The organism is Rhizobium sp. HT1-10 (assembly GCF_049472505.1).
Lineage (GTDB): Bacteria > Pseudomonadota > Alphaproteobacteria > Rhizobiales > Rhizobiaceae > Rhizobium.
The window spans coordinates 24,220-45,164 of sequence record NZ_JBCEBQ010000010.1 but is presented as its reverse complement, the minus strand read 5'-3'; the positions used below and the strand labels follow the sequence as shown (position 1 = coordinate 45,164).

The following is a 20,945-nucleotide window of genomic DNA, read 5'->3' as shown; positions in this document are numbered from 1 at the left end:
GCTCAGCTCAACGCCTGACTGACCAAGCCATATGTGAACGGCTTGTCATTACCTTCTGGGGTGCTGTCACATAAAGGCGGTATGTGTGAATTTGGCATAGAGACGGCGGTGTGAAGAGTTTTGCTTTCAGCTACAAGCGCCACCGTTTCCAGCAACAGGTCATCTCGAATGCGCTCCGGCTGAATTTCAGGTTTCCGCTGAGCTTCCGCCTTGTCGAGGACAATGCTACTGGAGAGGGGACAGGCCGCACGCTGCTCTGCGAAGGCGATCAGCGGTCTTGAAGGCATAGGAACGAACGACCCGCGATCTAGCCGCAGCCTTTTACCCTGAAAACCATACAAAAATGATTTCTCCCTCCCTCGTCTGGTCCTTTGCCTTCTACCGGTTTGATCAGCAGCAGGCCTAAATCCTCGGCGGGATAGTTCGTTGCGCAGGCACGCGGTCGGAGTCGGTCAATTCCACGCCGAAGTGGGCAGCGGCGTCCGCCAAAATCACTTGCAGCATCTTCGCGGCAGCTTCAATTTCATCCTTTTCACCTCTTTGAGGCAAGCGACCGGCATCCTTTGGGTAACGGTAGGTCGTAGCGTAGACAGTGAGGAAGGTGATCGGAGACATTCTTGCCTTCAACGCATTCTCGTTGGGCAGGAGATCTCTTAGGACGTCAAGCCGATGCGAGTCTCTACGCTCAGCCTTGATATTTTCCGAGTTGAGGAGCGCCAGAAGGATTTTCTCGGCAGCTTGCTGTAGATGGTAGACGTCGTTTCTGTTGTCTATTGCTGAAAGGGCCTGAGCTGCAACTAAATCTTCATGCGCCAGCCGAAGACAATTTGCGATGTGGAGATCAGCCGACATCAAGAACGACGCCGTCTACGACGATATGGCTGGATGCGGAGTTCGCAACGGCCAGGTCAGCGTGGAATTCTGAAAGCCTGATGCAGGAGACATCTGCGTAAACGCCCGAGCCTTCCTGAATGCGCCAACCAGACATGGGCGAAAAAAAGCGTTCCGGCGCTTCGTCGGAAACGATCACTTTTAGGTCCCAATCGCTCTGGCTAGTCGCTTCCCCGCGGGCGCGGCTGCCATAGAGGACGACATCGATCGGGCTGTATTCTGCCTTGATACGAGCAAGCAGCGTTCCCAACTCCGGAAACCGACCGGGAGAAACAACACGTCCGCCAAAACTTTCTGCAACAACGGTCATTTCCGTCCCACTACATCGCTCTTTCACCACATATAGCCGCTCTCGACAGGCATTTCTACTGGTTCGATATCAGCCTAAGCTACAGAGGTATCGCCTTCGCCGCGAAGGCTCGGCTCAACCGGAACAACCATGGCGCCTGGAAAGGTGGCGGCGCACGTAAAGATGTGCGAGCGCAATACCTCGCCTTGAACCAATTCGAACCCAAGGCACACCAAACCCCACAGCTCCATCCGCGGCGCTACATTGAAATACTTGCCCAATCTTCATGCCCGTGGCGAATTCGCACTACGAAAATTTTCTCGTCGTCTTCAACCCGATAGACGATGAGGTGTGCTTTGAAGGGATGAATTCTGACGGGCGGTTCGATCTCATTCCGTTCGCGTGCGATGCGTGGGTTAGCAGCTATCAGATCAAATAATGCGAAAAGTTCATCGTGGTAGCGTTTTGCCTGATCTACTCCAAACATACGGGCACCCTGCTCGGCGATCGTAATGATGTCGTCTTCCGCCTCGACAGAAAGTTTAAAACTCATGACTCGCTGGCACGAGCCATCGCCTCAGCGAAGAGTTCATCCTTTGATCGAATGCCAACGCCACTTTGGAGCCCGGCCTCGACGAAACTTTGCATGGCGACAATCTTGTCGTTTCGTGTCTGGTCGCGTCTGATCAGGTCGCGTACGTAGTCGCTAGCGTTGGAATATCGCCCAGTCCTTGCCTGCGCCTCCACCCAATCCTTCATCGGGTCTGGAAGAGATACGTTCATTGTCGCCATCGGAAAACTCCATTTGAAGGGATCATATTCGATTTTGGCAAAGTTTGTCAAATATCCCACATCTGTATGGGTCAGAATCGTCCCCCATTCTTTCTGCAGGTGGGATAACGCTGATTTATGGAACTTGAGATGCCAAATGCTGTTTCGGCCTTGATGGCTCAGCTGGGTGGAACTCGTGTCTCAACGGCTGCGACTATGCCGCAAGCGCTATCGTGCAGCAGGTTGCTGCTGCCGTTGAGAGCGCCTGCCAGGCGCATTTTTCCGGCAATCCTGAGGCCGAGGAGCAGGCCAATGCGATTGCCGAGCTGGAAACGTCACAGGCTGTCACCGTCATAAGCAATCTCGTTCTCGAAGCTGCAACGATTGCTTTCGACGCGCTTGGCGCGTCCGCCGCGCGGATTTCGGCCGGGCTCGACCGTCATTGGCGCAACGCCCGCACGCTGGCATCTCATAACCCCCGCATTTACAAATATAGAATCGTCGGCGATTTCGCCGTAAATGGCACGCCGCCGCCTTATCAGTGGCGGATCGGACTGGCATCAGACCGGGTCAGAAGAAGCTTGAACTAACGCGGTGGACACGTTCGTTCGCCGCTCAACAGACGGAAATCGCCATCGGCTGCTCCAGCCTCAAACGAATGCTGGCAAGCGCGCGCCCGAAATCCGTCCGCTGGGTGACAGCCACCGCATAGACGCAACATCGACTCTTAGCAAAGCTCGTTTCATGCTGCGTTGGCACTTGCGGCTCCCAAATTTTGGTTCAGACACACCCGGTTTCTACCTTGCTGTTTGGCGTCATAGAGCGCTGCGTCGGCGGCCGCGAGAATCGATTCGCGCGATACACCGTTAATTACCATGCACGAGACAAGGCCAATGCTAACGGACTGTGACGGCGGAGATTTTTCGACGTCGAATATTTGCGTGAGTTGGACCGCCTGGCGTGCGTGTTCTGCAACGCGAAATGCATTGGACTGATCGTGGTCGGGCAAAATCGCCACAAATTCCTCCCCGCCATATCGAGCCAGGAGGCCGCTAGCCGATATGACGTCGTTGAGAGCTTTCGATAGCGCCTGCAAGCAGCGGTCACCTGCCTGATGTCCGTACGTGTCGTTGAAGAGCTTGAAGTGATCGACATCAATCATCATCAAGGAGATTGACGTCTGCCGCCCGTGAGCGTTCCTGAGTGCCTCATCAAAAGCTGCATCAAATTTGCGCCTGTTCGGTAGTCCGGTAAGCGCGTCTTCGAAAGCTGTTTCTGCTAGTTTGTCGTTCGCCACGCGGAGCAGGTCGTTCTTGATGATGAGCTCTTTAAGCAATCGCTCACTCATGTCCTCGGCACGCAGTTGCTGCATCCGGTTCTTCACCATCTGGACGATAAATGAGGATAGGAAGCCGTAGTATAGAAGACACGCGGGAATGAATACGTAGTTGCCATCCAAAGACGCAGCACTACCCATCAGTCCTAGAACAAGAGCGATATTGATAAAAGCCGTTCCCGGCATCATGAATGCCCTCCCAGCCGCACCCTGAACGATCGCGCAGGCTACGCCGACAGTGATCGTCTGAGTGGTTGCTGATGCTTCATAAAGGAGCACCGCGCCACAAATACCCCATCCAAGTCCCGAAAGCAGCGATCCTAAAACGAAAAGGAGAACCCATTGATCGCGAACAGGGACGGCGGCGTGCCGGACGTAAAGATACTCAAGAACGATTCGGAGAATGAGGCACGTCACGGAGACAACCGTTGCTACAAGGCCCGCCCAGCCCGTCCCGGACCAAGCCGCGCTTTGGCTCGCAAGAACGATGCCCAGAGTTGCCATCACATGGGGCTTGCTACTGTAAAGTTCGCGAAGCGTAGCTTCCACCTGTTCTGGTGAAGCTATGTCCGAGCCCGCCAGGGAAAAAGGATTCAACATTCCAACCAGACGCATTACGGCTTTCCCGATCTATAGATGGCTCTACTGCAGAACTCCTTAAGATCACTATCATATGTTGGTAAACATATTGATTTTAACTTGAGCCGAATTATACGGCGTCTTTCTGAAGCCGACTCTTTGGGCTTCCCAAAGCGTGGTGAATCTGAATCTCTTGTGCAAAGCGGAGGTTTCGGATGCGAACAGGAATTTCACTGAGGGCAGATTTTGATGCTGAAGGCCTTCGGCGTCTGGCCCGTCAGAGCAAGCATGCAGCTCAGGCGCGCCGTCTTTTGGCGCTCGCCGCGATCTATGATGGAGGCTCGCGCTCGGATGCTGCACGTCTGGGCAACGTCACGCTCCAGATCGTGCGTGACTGGGTCCTGCGTTTCAACGAACGTGGTCCTGCAGGACTGATCGATGGCAAGGCTCCGGGCCCAAAATCACTGTTGAACGATGCTCAGCGGGCGGCCTTGGCGAAGGCTATTGAACGGGGGCCGACGCCTTATCTTGATGGTGTCGTCCGCTGGCGTCTGTGCGATCTGGCCCAGTGGCTTTGGGAGGAGTTTCGTGTGTCGGTGAGCGAGCAGACGCTAAGCCGGGAGGTGCGCGCCATGGGTTATCGCAAGCTGACTGCCCGCCCGAAACATCATGCGCAGGACCCTCAAGCCATTGAGGATTTTAAAAAAGTTTCCCCGCCGCAGTGGCAGAAATTGCAGCCGGGCCCGCTCAAGGAAAACGCATAGAACTTTGGTACCAGGACGAGGCCCGGATCGGTCAGAAGAACAAAATCACCCGCCGATGGGCAAAGCGAGGAACGCGGCCGTCAGCCCCGCATGACCAGCGAACCCGCTCTGCCTATATCTTCGGTGCCATTTGCCCCAAGCTCGGCAAGGCGGCGGCGTTGGTCATGCCCTGGTGTGATACCCACGCCATGACCCAGCACCTGGCAGAAATATCCCGTCATGTGGCCGATGACGCGCATGCCGTCCTCATCATGGACCAGGCGGGATGGCACATGTCCAACAACCTTGTCGTGCCTGCCAACATCTCGATTTTGCCATTGCCGCCGAAGTCGCCCGAGCTTAACCCGGTTGAGAACCTCTGGCTCTTCATGCGCGAGAACTGGCTGTCGAACCGTATCTTTAAATCATACGACGACATTGTCGCTCACTGCTGCGATGCTTGGCGAAAGCTCGAAAGCCAGCCGTGGCGCATAATGTCAATTGGGCGCAGAGAATGGGCAAATGGGTTCTAGTGAGGATGCGTATTACGTGCGGCAGCGCTGTATGATGCTGAACTACATGAGTGAAGTTTGATTTAATCAGCCTGAAAAGATTTGCTGATATTTAGGTCAGTGAGGGGGCTGCCCGTGTTCCCCATTCGAAAGCACGAATTGGGACGGCCGCCGCGCCGCCGACAACAGCTGTGTCCACCATCCTATGAGAACATCACCTTTTACCCAGGGGTCGCTGGGTACCAGCAAAGCATCTGCTACCATTCCTTTATGGATGGCACCTCCGTGCCCCGCCAAAATCTTTGACGCGCGCGTCATTAAAAAATGCTAGTTGGAGATCGGAGTCGAGAGTGATGCCTTGCTGGAAGGTTTCCAAGATGTCATCGAAGGGCAGCATCGGTTTCACCTCGGTGAGCCTATCTGGATACACGCAGAAATAGCATCAGAAAAAAACAATAAGTTTCCGCTAACGCTCAGCTAGCTGAACTGGCCAACCTTTTCACGCTCAAACCCGCAGCAGACATTTTATAGTTTTTAAGCATGTTCCGATAAAGTGCCCATTATAGCGACGGTGGGGGCCAAGATGACATCAATTCAGACAAAGATCATTATCGCGAGCGTGGCGATATTCTCGTTGGCCGGCGGCGCGACAGGTGTTGGCATCTGGTCAACGAAGACACTTGTTTCCAACAATGCTGAAGTCGCCCATTCCGCGGAAGTCCTGCGGAACCACATGCAGGCAGACATGATGCACGATGCGTTACGCGCTGATGTGCTAGCATCGCTGCTCGCTGCCGATCCGGCAGCCCACATAAACCTCGATGAGGTTAGGTCGGACCTGCAGGAGCATGAAAAATCATTTCGGGACACGATCTCCGCCAACAAGTTACTGGCGACTGACCAGACAACGCAAGCCACGCTTGCAAAGGTCGAACCGCCGCTTCTGAAGTACATAGATAGCGCTACCGCTATGGTCGGCCTTGCGGGCAAAGACGAACCGTCAGCGATGAAGTCGCTTCCAGATTTCATGAAGCAGTTTTCGGCCCTTGAAACGGCGATGGAAGATGCGGGCGACCAGATAAGCGCCGTTTCCGAAGCGACCGCAAAAAGCAGCGCCGATACCCAGGCATTCGTCGATAGATTTTTGCAGGCCCTGCTTGGCACAATTGCGTTGTTTTCATTCAGCCTATATTGGTTGACCCGCAAGACCGTGACGAAACCGATCCTCGTATTGTCTGACGACATGCGGGCATTGGCCGCTGGCAATACAGATGTTATCTGTTCGGCGGTCGGCCGTTCAGACGAAATTGGTGCCATGGGATCGGCCGTCGAGGTCTTCCGACAGGCAGCCATCGCCAGCAAGCAGCTTGACCAGGATGCGCAAACTGCGAGAGCACAGGCAGAGGAAGACCGGGTCGCGGCGCGGCAGCAGGCCGACGAGGAAGCAGCGCAGCGACTTCGTTTGGCGACAGCGGGTCTTGCGGTGGGGTTGAAGCGGCTCGCCGAGGGCGATCTTGCGTTTCAGCTCGAAGATCCGTTTTCTCCCGATTTCGAAACCCTTCGCCAGGACTTCAACAGTTCGGTCAAACAATTAGGCGACGTGTTAAGCGCTATATCGATTGGCATTGCAGTCATCGACGATGGCACGCGAGAGATCTCATCGGGGGCTAACGATCTTTCTAAGCGCACTGAACAGCAGGCGGCGTCTCTGGAGGAGACAGCTGCGGCTCTCGACCAGATCACCGTCAACGTGTCAAACTCCAATAAACGGACCAGCGAGGCACGCGTCGTGGCGACAGAGGCTAACCGCAGCGCTGCAAAATCAGTGCAGGTTGTATCCCATGCCGAAGACGCCATGCGCCGGATCGAAGCATCGGCACAGCAGATTTCCAGCATCATTGGTGTCATCGACGAAATTGCCTTCCAGACAAACTTGCTGGCCCTGAACGCTGGGGTCGAGGCTGCTCGTGCGGGAGATGCGGGGAAGGGTTTTGCCGTCGTCGCCCAGGAAGTTCGCGAACTCGCGCAACGCTCTGCTCAAGCTGCCAAAGAGATCAAGGGTCTGATCCAGAAATCGACTTCCGAGGTAGAAGGCGGTGTAAAACTGGTCCATGATACAGGGTTGTCGCTTAAGACCATTGGTGAGCAGATCGCGGAAATCAATCTACATATGGATGCTATTGCCACCTCCGCAAAGGAGCAAGCAACAGGGCTTGCGGAGGTTAATACCGCTGTCAATTCAATGGACCAGACGACACAGCAAAATGCCGCAATGGTAGAGCAGTCGACTGCTGCTTCAAGCAGCCTCGCCCTGGAAGCGGCTAAGCTTCGCCAGCTGGTTTCACGCTTTAAATTGGAAGCTTCTATATCAGCGCAGTCAGGAGCTCTTCAGGCTGCTGCGCGCGCGATGGCAACGCCAGGAAGGGCCGTGGGGTATCCAACGGAAAAAGTGCAACGTGCCGAATCTAGGGCGCAAGGTTCGGCCGTCTTGGTAGCCCATAATGAATGGCAGGAGTTTTGAGGGCGCTACGACGACCGTAAGAAGCGAAAGCTGTTACTCGTGGCCCCGCCGTCGATGGTCTGTCATGAAGAAATCGTTCGGAAAACCGGGCACAGTCGCGAGCTGGTTCGCAGTCTTGTTCGGTGGTTTGTGGTGAATGGAAAGAGATCTTTTGAGCCCAGCAAACATCAACTCGAAGCACATCTTTTGAAATCCGTTTTTTGCCAGGCTTCTACGGCCGGGCCGATGGTTCGAATTCTGTCAAGGCGACGGTGCGAGCCGGACGTGTTGAACGCGAAGATTATTTCCGTTTTTCCGAGTAAGCGGACGGTTCGATGGCTATCAAGGGCTGCAGCAACACTACGAAACTTGTCGAGCGACAATCATGGGGACCGTCCAAAGTGATCTGGGCAATATTGTTGAGGCATCGATCAAACACTGCCGCGATCGCTCACAAGCAGGTCCAGACGTTTTAATTTACCTTCGGGGGGATTCCCCGAGAGACTCGCAATCAACATTTCACCCGCTTCTCGGCCCAGCATGGCACTGTCAATACCGATCGTCGTGAGACCTGGGGGAATTTCGGCGGCGATGTCGCTTTCACCAAATCCGAGGATGCCAAGGTCGTTGGGCACGCGGATGTTCAGGCGGCGAGCCTCCATCATGCAGCCAAGCGCTAAAACGTCGTTGCTGCAGAAGAGCGCCTCTGGTCTTTCCGCGTGGGATATGGCGACCGCCAGGCAGCGGCGGCCGTCGGAGAGACCGTTGACGTCGTCTATCAGATGTTGTCCTAGAAGCGTCATGCCGAGCGCACGACAACCTTCCTCGAAGCCCTTCAGCCGCAGGGCGCCGCGTCCGCCGCGCCGGCCGACATAGGACACGGTGCGATATCCCCTTCGATACAATATATCCGCAGCCATTCTTCCGGCCTCCGTATTGGAGAACCCGACCAGCATGTCGATCGGATCGCGCGGCAGTGCCCAGGTTTCCATGATGGGGATGCCGAGGCCGCGAAGGAGTTCGCGATTGGTTTCGAGCTCAATAACACCGGTAAACATCACCGCGGCAGGTTTCATGGCGTGCAGAGAGCGGATGGCTGCCGTCTCGCGTTCATAGGAGTATGAAGTCTGGCCGACAAGAAAGAGGTAGCCTGCATCTTCGAGAACTGTGGCGCAGGACCGCAACGCAAGCGAGAACTGTTCGCTCATTAGATTTGAAGCGAATGCCAGCACGACATTCGATCGTCCGCTTTTGAGGGCGCTCGCATGGGGATTGACACTGTAGCCGGTTTCCTCGACGGCGCGCTGGATCCTTAGGCGCTTGTCGGGGCTGACCATCTCGGGATTTCGCAGAGCCCTCGAAACCGTGATAGGCGCGACCTCGGCCAGCCGCGCGACGTCGCCGATAGATGCACGCCCCGGCGCAGCCTTTCCCTCGACAGCGAACTGGGCAGGTTTCGGTGACGCGGCGCCGGTGACGCGCACGACCTCGTCGTAAACGAAGGTGGCATTGTTTTCTTCGCGCTCAATCGCCATGCAGTTCCCTACCGTATGCCAGTGCCGATCTCTAGTCCGGGGTTCGCTGTCAGGCAACCGCCAGACCTCAGCCTCCAGCAAGACCGTCGTTCAATACGCAACCCATAATCCACCATATTATGGTAACGTTATCATTGACAGATGAAATCTCGATGATAACGTTACCATAGGCGGCAAGCGCGTGGTTTCACCCATGCGGTACCGCCTCAAAAAAGGGGAACGACATGAACGACCTTACCACCAAATCCCACACGACACTGCGCCGCCTTCTTGTAGCAGCGGCAACCGCGACCATTCTTGTCGCTGCGTCTTCAAGCGGCGCATCGGCCGCGTCGGGCTGCGTCAAGGGCGACCGAAAGGCCCCCTACACCATCGGTTGGGCGAATATCTACTCGGTGCCGACCTGGATGAAACAGACGGAGGGCACCATCTCCTCGGAGGCGGACGAACTCAAGAAGGCAGGCCTCGTCAAGAATTTGATGATAACGGACGCCCAGGGGAATGCGCAGACCCAGATCCAGCAGATCCAGTCGATGATTGATGCCAACGTGGATGCGATCGTGGTCATTGCCGGCTCGTCCAATGCGCTCGACCGCGTCATCTCTGATGCCTGCGACAAGGGCATCGCCGTGGTGAATTTCGACAGCCTCGTCAACACGGACAAGGTGACGGCAAAGATCAACACGGATTCCAACGAATGGGGCGCTTCTGCCGCGAAATGGCTGGTCGGCCAGCTTGGCGGCAAGGGCAAGATCATCGTCATGAACGGTCCGGCAGGTATCTCGGTCTCCGACGATCGCCGCAAGGGCGCGCAGCCGGTTCTCGACGCAAACAAAGGCATCGAGGTCATCACCGAGACGAACACCGAATACAATGTCGCACCGGCCCAGGAAGCCATGACCAGCCTGCTCTTTGCCAATCAGGAGATCGACGGGATATTGTCTCTCGGCGGCGCCTTGTCGGCCGGCTCCGTTCTCGCCTTCGATCGTCAAGGTCGCGATCAGGTTCCCATCACGGGCGAGAATGCACGCCAGTTTCTTGAGCTCTGGAAGGAAAAGGGTCTGAAGGGTTGGGCCACCATGCAGCCGAACTGGCTGGGCGCTCTCTCGGTCTACACGGCGGTGCAGGCCCTCCAGGGAAAGACCGTTCCGGCCTTCATCAAGGTTCCGTTGCCGGTAATCGACAACGGAACCTTGGACAGCTATCTCGCCCGCGCCAAGGACTTCCCCGCCGACGGATATATCTATTCGAACTACGACAAGGCGCTATTCGACAAGCTTCTTGCACAGTGAGTGGAAGCCATGTTGGACCTGGTGAGCCGGCAGGAGAGAGCATCGTGACCGCTGGACAGTCGGTGCTGGAGGCGCGCGGAGTTTTCAAGGGGTTTTTCGGCAATCCTGTTCTGAAGGGCGTCGACATAGCCCTTATGCCGGGCCGGGTCCATGCCCTGCTGGGCGAGAATGGTGCCGGGAAGTCCACGCTTATCAATCTCCTGTCCGGCGCGCTGGCGCCGGATCAGGGCACCATCGCGATTGATGGGAAGGCCGTTGCACGGCTTTCGCCATCTTTGGCGAGAACTGCTGGCATCGGTGTCGTGCAGCAGGACTCAGCCTTGCTAGTCAGTTGTCGATCGCCGAAAATATCGGGCTCGGCGCCTATCCGCGGCGATTTGGCCTGATCGACTACCGCGCTCTTGCCCGCGGCGTGCGGGATGTCTGCGATCTCGTCGGAATAACCGAACCCCTCGACATGCCGGTCTCGGACCTGTCGCTCGGGCGGCGCCAGATGGTGGAGATCGCCAAGGCGCTGTTTGCCAAGCCCCGCGTGCTGATCCTCGACGAGCCGACATCATCCTTGTCGGCCCACGAGGCAGGCGTGCTTGCCAACCTGGTCTTCACGCTGCGGGACCGCGGTGTGGCAGTTCTTTATATTTCCCATCGGTTGAACGAGGTGCGTGCCCTCTGCTCCCATGTCACGGTGCTGAAGGACGGCGGCATTACCGCCGACAGGGCGCTTTCCGGCATCGATGGAGAAGGCCTGGTACGGCTGATGGTCGGCCGCGAGACTGGCGCGCTCTTTCCACCTCGGCCGGCGGCGGTGTCGGGTGCGGTGCGGGTTCGGGCTGAAGGCTTTTCGGCAGGCGTGGTGCGCGACGCCAACATTTCAGCGCGCGCCGGTGAAATCCTCGGGATCGGCGGTCTTGTCGGGCAGGGGCAGGAAGATCTTCTGCTCGGTCTGTACGGTGCCATTCCCGCGAAAGCGAAAGAGGCAGAGATCGACGGCCGATCCGGCCTCCCGAACGATGTCGCATCAGCCAATGCGGCTGGCATCGTCTACGTTCCAGCCGACCGGAAGCATGAAGGGCTTGTTTTACAGCATTCGATCGCCTCGAATATCATCCTTCCTTCCCTGGCACGACTGGCGCGTGGTGGCCTGCGCAACCGGCGCGCAGAAGCCGATCTTATCGGCGAACTCGCGGGTCAGCTCATGATCAAGGGGGACGTGGCCCGGCCGGTCCAGGCCCTATCCGGCGGAAATCAACAAAAGGTCGCGCTGGCGAAGTGGCTGCCGCTCGATCCGGGCATCCTCCTTCTAAACGATCCGACGCGCGGCGTTGACATCGAGACCAAGCGGGAAATCTATCTGATGCTGCGCCGCTTTGCGGCGGAGGGGCGTCTCGTGATCGTGGCAAGTTCGGATACGCCGGAACTCGTCCATCTCTGCGACCGCGTCTTGGTGCTGCGCGAAGGCCGGATCGTCGTCGAACTGCACGGCGATGCCATTACCGAGGAAGCCATCGTCGGCGCCGCAATGGCGGTCGAGGAAAGCGGCGACGCGAAATTCGTGCAAGAAGAGGCCATTCCATGACCCTCACATCATCGTCAAGCCTCTACGGCGCCGTGCAGCGACAGCGAAATCGCGGCCTTGTCGGATTGTACATCGTCGTCGCAGCCTTCCTCTTGCTCTATGCAGTGCTCTTTCCCGGCATCATGTCGATCGGGGGCTTCTCCAAGTTCACGCAGAATTGGTTTCCCTTGGCGCTGGTCACCATGGCGCAAGCCCTGCTGATGTTGAACGGGGGCATAACCCTTGCCATCGGTCCGCTGGTAAGCCTTGGCGCGGTAGTTGCCGCGACGACCATGGGCGGCTTTCTCGGTGCCACCGGCGGCATTTTGGCGGTCGCCGTCGCCGGCCTTTGCATCGGGGCTGCCACAGGGTCGATCGTTGCACTTCTTCGGCTCCCGGCGATCATCGTGACGCTCGCCGGCTCCTTCATCATCACCGGCGTCGCGCTGCTCCTGTTGCCTCGGCCGGGTGGCTTCGTGCCTGAATGGCTCTCCACGGCGCTGGCCGGTCACACGCCGGTCGCCTTCCTGTTTCTGCTGCTGATCCTCGGGTTCTGGAAAATCTTTCTCGCGACGCCCCTCGGCCTCGGGATATATGCCGCCGGCGACAATCCGGTTGGAGCCTTTCGGTCTGGCGTGCCGATCGAGCGGGTAAAGATCATTGCTTTTGCGCTGTCCGGCCTGCTGGCGATGCTTGCAGGACTGTTCGTGGCTGCCCAGACCGGTTCAGGCGATCCGATCATCGGCGCACCCTTCACGCTCAACTCGATTGCGGCGGCCGTTCTCGGCGGTGTCGGTTTTCTCGGCGGCCGGGGGACGATGCGGGGAGGGGTCTGCGGCAGCCTTCTGTTGTCGGTGATGATCAACGTTATGTTTTTCCTCGGCTTTCCTCCCGTTGCGCAATATGTCGCCCAAGGGCTTATCATCGTCGGAGCCGTGGCCATTCCGGAGCTTCTCGGACGGTGGAGGGCCGCGCGATGAGATTGTTCAAATCGCTCTTTAGCAATCCGCCGCTCCTCACCTTCGTTCTCGTTGTGCTGGTATGGCTCGTGGCAGGCCTCACCCTACACGGCTTCGCTGCCTATGGGCATTTGCGCTACCTGCTGGAACTGGCAGCAGTTATCGGCATAGCAGCCGCCGGCCAGACGCTGGTGATCCTCATGGGTGGCATCGACCTTTCGGTCGGCGCCGTGATCACCGTCACGGCAATCCTGCTGCCGTTTCTGTCGCCAGACTGGGACCCGACGGGTTTGGTCGGCGTCGTCCTGGCACTCGTGATTGCAACCAGCGTCGGTCTTCTCAACGGAGCAGGCGCCGCCGTTCTCCGGGTTCCGCCGATCATCATGACGCTCGCCATGGCGACCTTCCTGCAGGGCGTCCTGGTCCTTGTCGCCGGCGGCAGCGCCGTGACGGTGCAGAACCCGGCCGTCGTCATGCTGGGACAAGCGCGCCCACTCGGTATTCCGGCTGGTGTGCTCCTCTGGATCGTCGTGTCGGTCAGCGTGCTGGTGCTGATCCACCGCATGCCGATCGGTGCCCGGTTCCTCGCGCTCGGCGCCAATCCGCTGGCTGCCCGCCTCTCGGGCGTCAGCATGATACGCAACACCCTCATTCTCTATGCGCTGTCCGGCTTTTTCGCCGGGCTCGCCGGTATACTTCTCCTCGGGATGAACCGGCAGGGCTATGTCGGCATCGGCGATTCTTACCTGCTCACCTCCATCGCAGCAGTTGTGCTCGGCGGCACGTCGATACTCGGCGGCCGTGGCACCTACGCGGGAACAATTCCAGGCGCAATCCTGCTGGTGACGACGACGGCGCTGATCACCGTCGTCAACGCCTCTGCCGGCTGGCGTTCGATCATGTTCGGCTCGCTCATCCTTGCGCTGCTCCTGATCTCGGGCCGGGAGGCACGGCGATGACGCGCTACACCGGCCCGATGATCGATCCGCATCATCATCTCTGGGACCTGGGGCTCAAGCGCCATCCCTGGCTGGAAAAAGCGCGCGACGAGGCGCAGAAGGTGGTGTTCGGCAGCATGTCCGCGCTGCTGCGAAACTACGGCATCGCGGACTATTCCGCGGATGCAGCGCGTCAGAATATGGTCGCGACCGTTCATGTCGAAGCCGGCTGGTCTGACGACTATCCCCATGAGGAGACCGCGTGGCTCGACACTCTCGATCATGGGGGCAGCATCGCGCAACGCTATGTCGCCCGCGTCAGACTGGACGATCCGGACGCAGGCGTCAGGCTCGCAGCGGAAGCGGCCAATCCGAGAGTCGTCGGTATCCGGGACATGGTCAGCTGGCATCCGGATCCTGGCAAAAGCTTTGCACCGCGGGCAGGGCGGATGGCAGATCCGCAATGGCGTTCCGGGTTCTCGCATCTGGCCCGGCTCGGACTGGTCTTCGACCTCATGCTCTATCCCTGGCAGATGGATGAGGCACTTGATCTTGTCCGCGCCTTTCCCGAGACGCTTTTCGTCCTGAACCATGGCGGCAGCCCAGCGGATCGAACGGAAGAAGGGATGGCGCTCTGGAAGAAGGGCCTGGCGTCTCTCGGCAGCGAGCCGAACATCCGGCTCAAGATCTCCGACCTCGTTGCTTATGACCATGCCTGGAGCTTCGACAGCCTGGAACCGGTCATCCATCACTGCCTCGAGAGCTTCGGCGTGTCGCGCTGCATGTTTGCGAGCGACTTCCCGGTCGCGGGACTGCATGCCACGTTCGACGAAGTCTACGACGTCTTCCGGCGTGCCGCCGAACCTCTGTCGCTGCACGAGCAGCGATCGCTCTTCTTTTCCACTGCCAACGACACCTACCGGCTGGGGCTTGGAGATGACGAAGCCTTCACCGAGAGAGAACCATGTCTGACGTGCGCTTGAATACCTTGCCCAATCCTCTGATCGATGACCGTATACGCGGCTTTCCGCCCGGCCGCCCGCCGCTACCAATCGATGCGATCGGCACGCAGAACTGGAAGCCCTATGACGGCCAGATGGGGCTGCCTCTGATGTCGCTCAACCAAACCGCCTTCGCCGGCAATATCGAGGCGATGATGGGGCTCGTGAAGGAGCACGGCGTCGAGATTGCCCCGCATGCGAAAACGCCGATGGCACCCGCGCTCGCCGCAGCGCTTTTGTCTGCCGGAGCCTGGGGCACGACGGTTGCGGATATTCGTCAGGCAAGCGTTTTCCTGAAGGCCGGTCAGCGAAAACTGATCCTTGCCAACGAGATCGGCGGGGTTGCCGCTGCGCGCCGGCTGGCCGCGCTGCTTTCGGGCTTCCCGGACGCAGAGCTCCATATCTTCGTCGATTCCCGCGACGCGGTCGATGCCCTTCGTCAGGCATGGGGCGAGCGCGCCGACCTGCCGGCCCTCGGCCTGTTGATTGAATTCGGCGCCGGCCGGGCCGGTGCCCGAAGCCTGCAAGCGGGTCTCGACATCCTGAACTTTCTTCTGGCGTCGGAAACTCCGACGCTAAGGCTGACGGGCATCGCCGCTTACGAAGGCGCTGCCGCCACGCCCGATCCGCAGGAAACGGCAGAGCGCATTCGCAGTCTCCTGCACATCACATCGGAATTTCTCATCGCGCTTCGCGCCCGCCTCGGCGACGCGCGTCCACTGATCCTCACGGCAGGGGGATCTGTCTTCTTCGATATGGTCATCTCAGGGCTGCGCGCGGCGGTGGCTGCCGATTCGCATTGCCGCCTGGTGCTTCGCAGCGGTGCCATCTTCTTCCACGATCACGGCATCTATCAGCGTGGGTTGGCCGATCTCGATGCCCGTGGCGGTTACGTTCCGGAAGGGGTCGTGCAATCGGCCTCGGCGGCCTTCGTTCCGGCGCTGAGGATCTGGGCGGAGGTGTTGTCCCGTCCCGAAGCGGGACTTGCGATCTGTGGCATGGGCATGCGTGACGTCGCCAACGATCAGGGTCTGCCAAAACCGCTGGCGCTCTATCGAAACGGGCAGCACCACGCCGATCTGGCGGGATGCGCGGTCTTGCGGCTGAACGACCAGCACGCTTTCATCCAGCTCCGCGAACAGAGCGACGTCGCCGTTGGCGATGTCATCGAGTTTGGCATCTCGCATCCCTGCACCTGCATCGACCGCCATGCCATCGTTTACGGCCTCGGCCCGGATCATCGTGTAACCAATGCCTATCTCACGCACTTTGGATGACATCGACGGATCTCGGAAGGCCGGAGGCATGCCGCTTCTGGCGGGCTCCCGCAGTCATGTCGTTTGCGTTTCATCCCTTCGTCAAACTGCATGATCGGCATCTCGGCTGAGATCGACCTTTAACGAGCTTGCGGCGCGTCCGCGCGGCAAGCGCTGTCAGACTGGAGATAAAATGCATAGTGGCCTCGTCAATCCGATCGATTTTTCGCAGGAAGGCCGACAGACCGGCTTTCTCGCCATCCCCTATTCGGTCGATCGATCGCCATACTACCAGATCCGAATTCCGATCCTCCGGCTTAAGAACGGAGAGGGGCCCAGCATCCTGCTCATGGCGGGCAATCACGGCGACGAGTATGAGGGGGAGCTCCAGCTCGGGCGCCTGATGCGCCGGCTTGAGCCGTCGAAGATCCGTGGTGCGGTGACCATCCTGCCGATGGCCAACCTGCCGGCCGTCATGGCGGCAAAGCGCTGTTCTCCTCTGGATGGTGGCAATCTCAACCGGGCCTTTCCCGGCGACCCCCTCGGCACCCCGACGGCGCGCCTTGCGGATTTTCTGGAGACGCGGCTCTTTCCGTCCCACGACGTCGTTCTCGATCTTCACTCGGGCGGCACCTCGATGGCGCATCTGCCCTGCACGCTGATCGAACGCCAAGCGGAAGAGGAACGCTTTCGACGTGCAACCGCGCTTCTCGCCGCCATGGGCGGTTCCTACGCATTCATTGCCGACAATGGTCCTGCGGCGCCGACATCGATGGGATCAGCCAGCCGCGCCGGCGCGATCGGGCTTTCCGGCGAGTTTGGCGGCGGTGGAACGGTGACACCGGAGAGCATGGCCTTCACGGCCTCGGCCATTGACCGCCTGCTTCTCGCCCTCGGGATTGTCGAGATGCCGATCCTGTCAATGGCGCCTCTACCGGGACCCGGCCCGCTGCAGCTCCTGTCCCTGTCACGCCACAGCCAGGGTATCTATGCCGAGCGGCGCGGCTGGTTCGAGCCGGCAGTGGCGCTTGGCACGACCGTCTCCTGCGGCGATGTCGCGGGCTGGTATCACGACCTGGAACGGCTGGATCTGGCGGAGGAGCCGTTGTATTTCGCAGAAGGCGGCATCGTCATCTCGAACCGCCTGCATTGCGACAGCCAGGCCGGCGACTGCCTGATACAGGTCGCAGAGCCGATCGACATGTGACACAAGCACACGAGCCTGCAGCACGACCTGCAGCATTTCACGATTTCAGAGAACGAGGCGGAATTATGCATCTTTCCATGTGGACGTATCCCTGGGACATTCAGGACCAGGGCCTGGCGCAAGCGACCGCCGAGTTGCGCGACCGCGCCGGTCTCAATACCGTCAGCCTCGCCACCTCCTATCACGCCGGACGGTTCCTGCAGCCTCGCAGCCCGGACCAGAAGGCCTATTTTCCCGAGGACGGAACGGTCTACTATCGCCCGAGCGAGGAGACCTGGGCGGGCAAGGAGATCCGCCCGCTGATGGCACGCAATGTCGTCGAGCGTGGCGACATGCTGGCCGCTCTGACTGCGGCGCGCAAAGAGGGCGGCATGAAGGTCTCTTGCTGGACGGTCTGCCTGCACAACACCCGGCTCGGAATGCTCCATCCGCAGCATGTGACGCGCAATGCCTTCGGCAATGCCAATTACTACAATCTCTGCCCCTCGAGCCCGGCGGCCCGGGACTATGTCGTCACCATGGTCGCCGAAATCACGCAAGCCTACAAGCCCGACATGCTGGAACTCGAAAGCCCGAATTTCATGGGTTTCGCGCATGAGTACCATCACGAGAAGGACGGCGTCGGCCTGCTGCCGGAGGACGACTTCCTGCTCTCGCTTTGCTTCTGCGACCATTGCATGGCACGCGCGGCAAAGGCCGGGGTCGCAGCGAAGCGCGCGTGCGACACGGTGAAGCGCTTCATCGCCGAGATGTGCGAGCGCGAGGTGCCGGAAGCCCAGATCCCCGGCTTTCCGGGGGAGGGCGTCGATGCCTTCCGCGCCTGGCCCGACCTTCACGCCTATCTCTGCTGGCGCACGGAGCCCGTGACCAGCCTTTTGGCCGAGATCCGCGCCGCAGCCGAGCCGGCAACGCGGATCTTCCTGATCGACTTGAAGGACGCCTGGCTCGGGGGCGTCGATCTTGCGGCGGTCGGCAAGGTCTGCGACGGGCTCATCCTCTGCTGCTATTTCATGGAGGCCGAAGCCGTGTCGGCCCTGACGAGGAGCACGCGCGTCACGCTGGGACCGGACAAATATCTCGGTGCCGGGCTTCGGGTGTTTTATCCCGAGGTCACCTCCCCTAGCGTCCTTGCAGCCAGCGCCCGCGCGGCAATCGACGGCGGCGCGGACGGCATCAACTTCTACAACTACGGCCTCATCCCGGCCCGACGCCTCGACTGGGTCCGCAAGGCAGTGGATGGGTTGGCCGGCTAGGCCAAATGTTCAAAAAGGCCCGCCTGTAGTCAGGCATTGGAGAAAGTTCGATTGGCTGCTTGCATCTGCGGCAAGAAAAGACGGCAAGCGTTTGAGATATAAAAAGCTTTTCATAAACCCCATGATGTTAAGTCCGTTATAAATTGCTGTCTGCGGAAGTCGTCGTCGGTTCAAATCCCATCAAGGCGAATGATACTCTCGGCATCTTGCCCAGGCCCATTAGAGGCGTCATTGCCTTGAACGAACAGCCGAAACCAACCGGACCTGTCCTCGTGCCGAGCCCGTTCAGTTGCAAGTCGTCACGATGGTAATCAACAGACCGCCCACAGCAAGCGTCGCACCGACCTGTTAGATTGAGTCGCGGATCTAAAAGTTTTTCTCTTTCTCGACAACCTTAAGGCTCATGGCCGCACGCGGCATTACCTTCCCTCACTATTCACCGACCTGACCGCAGTAGTTTTGCGACCCAGAAATTTCCTTTTCCTCGATGGCGATGTCGCCGCGGCTCAGATGAAATCTGTACGACGACCACTCGGCATCGTTCTTGCATGACCTTAAGCCTTCGCGAAATCGGAAAGGGCCCGCCATTATGCAGACTGCAACCATGCGACCGGAAGCAGGCGGAGATGTTGCACTGTCCGTCAGGCAACTGACAGTCAGTCTTCCAAAGAACATGGAGCGCGCCCATGCGGTGAGCGACATTTCCTTCGATTTGAGGTCGGGAGAAATTCTCTGTATCATTGGTGAGTCCGGCTCGGGCAAGCCGGTGACGGCCAATGCGATAATGGGCCTGTTGTCACCCGCCATCACAGTCACTCATGGAAGCATCTGGTTCAAAGGGCAGGATCTGATCCAGGCGGATGAAAAGACCTTGCGCGCGCTGCGCGGCCGCGCCGTCTCGATCATCTTTCAGGATCCGCTTTCCGCCCTCAATCCGCTGATGACGATCGGCGATCAGATCGCCGAGGTGATGGAAGCGCACAAGGTGGGGACGCCGGAAAGCCGCGCGGCCAAGGTTCTCGATCTCCTCGATGAGGTTGGTCTTCCCGACCCAGGCCTGCTTCAGCATCAGTATCCGTTTCGTCTTTCTGGCGGCCAGCGCCAGCGGGTCATGATCGCCATAGCGCTCGCACTCGATCCCGATGTCTTGATCGCCGACGAGCCGACAACGGCGCTAGATGTCACGACCCAGGCGCAAATTCTCGAATTGATCCGCAAGATCCAGCGTCGAAAGAACATGAGTGTGATGTTCATCACCCACGATTTCGGCGTCGTCTCAGAGATTGCCGATCGGGTGATTGTCATGGAGAAGGGGCATCTGGTGGAGCAGGGGCCTGCCGATGTCGTCTTAAAAACGCCCGAGCATCCCTACACAAAACGCCTAATTGCAGCAGTTCCGCGCATGACCGCTCGGGATCGGCAGGGGGCGGCGGATACGCCCGTCGTGTTGGAAGTCTCCCATCTCAGCAAGACCTATTACACGTCCGGTGGATTCTTCTCCAAGGGGCGCACTGTGCGGGCCGTCAACGACGTCAGCTTTTCGATCCGTAAAGGGCGCACGCTCGGTATCGTCGGCGAATCCGGTTCCGGAAAGTCCTCGCTCGGCCGGGTTCTGCTGAAGCTTATGAAGTCCGATAGCGGCCAGATCCTGTTTGATGGTCGCGATATCGCACCTATGTCCAACGACGCATTCCGCTCGCTCCGACCTTACATCCAGATGATCTTCCAGGATCCGTTTGCCTCCCTCAATCCGCGTCATACCATCGGCAGGGTCCTGACCGTCGGGCCCGTGGCGCACGGGATTTCCATCTCGGAAGCCAAGGCCAAGGCACTTCGGACGTTGAGGCTGGTCGGCTTGGACGAGGGTGCCTATGACAGGTTCCCGCATGAATTTTCCGGCGGCCAGCGTCAGCGGATCGGCATCGCTAGGGCGCTGATGTTCGATCCGGTGCTGCTGGTGGCCGATGAAGCGGTATCGGCCCTCGACGTGTCGATCCAGGCGCAGATTCTCGAGTTACTGACGCAAATCCAGAAAGAGACAAAGGTAGCGATGATCTTCATCACCCATGATCTGAGGGTCGCGAGCCTGATGTGCGACGAGGTCGCCGTCATGTACAGGGGTGAAATCGTCGAATACGGGCCACCCTCGCAGATCTTTCGTGCGCCGCGCCACGACTACACCCGCAAGCTTGTCTCGGCGATCCCCGGAGCCGAGTGGGAGCCGGCTGCCTGAGAGTCTAGAACCTGACCTTCACAGCGTAGCCGCCCTGAACTCGTGTCTGGGCGGTTTTTGTCGTTTTGCCTCAAATGCGTATGCGTATCAGCCCA

General features: G+C 58.9%; 16 protein-coding genes and 4 pseudogenes. 14 read left to right on the top strand and 6 right to left on the bottom strand.

Annotated elements, in window-relative coordinates:
* Positions 1-110: 110 nt before the first annotated feature.
* Positions 111-240: pseudogene (locus tag VH564_RS21265) on the top strand (IS6 family transposase); the annotation flags it as partial.
* A 162-nt stretch (positions 241-402) separates the two neighbouring features.
* Here VH564_RS21265 and VH564_RS21260 read toward each other — a convergent pair.
* The 4 genes from VH564_RS21260 to VH564_RS21245 form a co-directional block, all read right to left on the bottom strand.
* Positions 403-852 (bottom strand): HEPN domain-containing protein, encoded by a 450-nt coding sequence (locus tag VH564_RS21260; protein WP_423341853.1) that lies wholly within the window; start codon positions 850-852, stop codon positions 403-405.
* A complete protein-coding gene (locus VH564_RS21255) occupies positions 842-1,201 on the bottom strand; it encodes a nucleotidyltransferase domain-containing protein (protein ID WP_423341852.1) in 360 nt (119 codons plus the stop codon). Before VH564_RS21255 ends, VH564_RS21260 begins: the two co-directional genes overlap by 11 nt.
* A 238-nt stretch (positions 1,202-1,439) precedes the next feature.
* Positions 1,440-1,733 carry a type II toxin-antitoxin system RelE/ParE family toxin gene (locus VH564_RS21250; RefSeq protein WP_423341851.1) on the bottom strand — a complete coding sequence of 98 codons (294 nt, stop codon included), beginning with the start codon at positions 1,731-1,733 and terminating at the stop codon, positions 1,440-1,442.
* Positions 1,730-1,972, bottom strand: a complete 243-nt coding sequence (locus VH564_RS21245; protein ID WP_423341994.1) for a type II toxin-antitoxin system ParD family antitoxin — start codon at positions 1,970-1,972, stop codon at positions 1,730-1,732. The genes VH564_RS21250 and VH564_RS21245 overlap by 4 nt, the downstream gene beginning before the upstream one ends.
* A 194-nt stretch (positions 1,973-2,166) precedes the next feature.
* Here VH564_RS21245 and VH564_RS21240 point away from each other — a divergent pair.
* Both VH564_RS21240 and VH564_RS21235 read left to right on the top strand, forming a co-directional pair.
* Positions 2,167-2,541, top strand: a pseudogene (locus tag VH564_RS21240) (monooxygenase); the annotation flags it as partial.
* Between the two features lie 11 nt (positions 2,542-2,552).
* Positions 2,553-2,663, top strand: a pseudogene (locus tag VH564_RS21235) (IS5/IS1182 family transposase); the annotation flags it as partial.
* 30 nt (positions 2,664-2,693) lie between these two features.
* Here the strand turns inward: VH564_RS21235 and VH564_RS21230 are convergent.
* Entirely contained in the window at positions 2,694-3,902 is a 1,209-nt protein-coding gene (locus VH564_RS21230) for a diguanylate cyclase domain-containing protein (RefSeq protein ID WP_423341850.1), read from the bottom strand.
* 179 nt (positions 3,903-4,081) lie between these two features.
* Between VH564_RS21230 and VH564_RS21225 the strand changes: the two genes are divergently transcribed.
* Positions 4,082-5,142, top strand: a protein-coding gene (locus VH564_RS21225; protein ID WP_423341849.1) for an IS630 family transposase whose coding sequence is annotated in 2 segments (ribosomal slippage) — positions 4,082-4,574 and positions 4,574-5,142 — 1,062 coding nt in all. Because the reading frame shifts where the segments join, the coding sequence is not laid out codon by codon here.
* A 562-nt stretch (positions 5,143-5,704) separates the two neighbouring features.
* Positions 5,705-7,642 (top strand): methyl-accepting chemotaxis protein, encoded by a 1,938-nt coding sequence (locus VH564_RS21220; RefSeq protein ID WP_423341848.1) that lies wholly within the window; start codon positions 5,705-5,707, stop codon positions 7,640-7,642.
* Positions 7,643-8,052: 410 nt separating this feature from the next.
* Here the strand turns inward: VH564_RS21220 and VH564_RS21215 are convergent, their stop codons facing one another.
* On the bottom strand, positions 8,053-9,156 hold the full coding sequence (locus tag VH564_RS21215) for a LacI family DNA-binding transcriptional regulator (protein WP_423341847.1): 1,104 nt from the start codon (positions 9,154-9,156) through the stop codon (positions 8,053-8,055).
* 224 nt (positions 9,157-9,380) lie between these two features.
* Here VH564_RS21215 and VH564_RS21210 point away from each other — a divergent pair, with 224 nt between their 5' ends.
* The 9 genes and pseudogenes from VH564_RS21210 (at position 9,381) to VH564_RS21170 (ending at position 20,850) form a co-directional block, all read left to right on the top strand.
* Positions 9,381-10,448 (top strand): ABC transporter substrate-binding protein, encoded by a 1,068-nt coding sequence (locus VH564_RS21210; protein WP_423341846.1) that lies wholly within the window; start codon positions 9,381-9,383, stop codon positions 10,446-10,448.
* 44 nt (positions 10,449-10,492) lie between these two features.
* Positions 10,493-12,024: pseudogene (locus VH564_RS21205) on the top strand (sugar ABC transporter ATP-binding protein).
* Positions 12,021-12,983, top strand: coding sequence for an ABC transporter permease (locus tag VH564_RS21200; protein ID WP_423341845.1), 963 nt, complete (start codon positions 12,021-12,023; stop codon positions 12,981-12,983). Before VH564_RS21205 ends, VH564_RS21200 begins: the two are co-directional and overlap by 4 nt.
* Positions 12,980-13,921 carry an ABC transporter permease gene (locus tag VH564_RS21195; RefSeq protein WP_423341844.1) on the top strand — a complete coding sequence of 314 codons (942 nt, stop codon included), beginning with the start codon at positions 12,980-12,982 and terminating at the stop codon, positions 13,919-13,921. Before VH564_RS21200 ends, VH564_RS21195 begins: the two co-directional genes overlap by 4 nt.
* Positions 13,918-14,883: an amidohydrolase family protein gene (locus VH564_RS21190; RefSeq protein ID WP_423341843.1), complete on the top strand. Its 966-nt coding sequence runs from the start codon at positions 13,918-13,920 to the stop codon at positions 14,881-14,883. The genes VH564_RS21195 and VH564_RS21190 overlap by 4 nt, the downstream gene beginning before the upstream one ends.
* Positions 14,865-16,178 (top strand): alanine racemase, encoded by a 1,314-nt coding sequence (locus tag VH564_RS21185; protein WP_423341842.1) that lies wholly within the window; start codon positions 14,865-14,867, stop codon positions 16,176-16,178. The genes VH564_RS21190 and VH564_RS21185 overlap by 19 nt, the downstream gene beginning before the upstream one ends.
* 172 nt (positions 16,179-16,350) lie before the next feature.
* Positions 16,351-17,364, top strand: coding sequence for a succinylglutamate desuccinylase/aspartoacylase family protein (locus tag VH564_RS21180; protein ID WP_423341841.1), 1,014 nt, complete (start codon positions 16,351-16,353; stop codon positions 17,362-17,364).
* A gap of 65 nt (positions 17,365-17,429) precedes the next feature.
* Positions 17,430-18,617, top strand: a complete 1,188-nt coding sequence (locus tag VH564_RS21175) for a hypothetical protein (RefSeq protein ID WP_423341840.1) — start codon at positions 17,430-17,432, stop codon at positions 18,615-18,617.
* Between the two features lie 589 nt (positions 18,618-19,206).
* Positions 19,207-20,850 carry an ABC transporter ATP-binding protein gene (locus tag VH564_RS21170; RefSeq protein WP_423341839.1) on the top strand — a complete coding sequence of 548 codons (1,644 nt, stop codon included), beginning with the start codon at positions 19,207-19,209 and terminating at the stop codon, positions 20,848-20,850.
* Positions 20,851-20,945 lie beyond the last annotated feature (95 nt).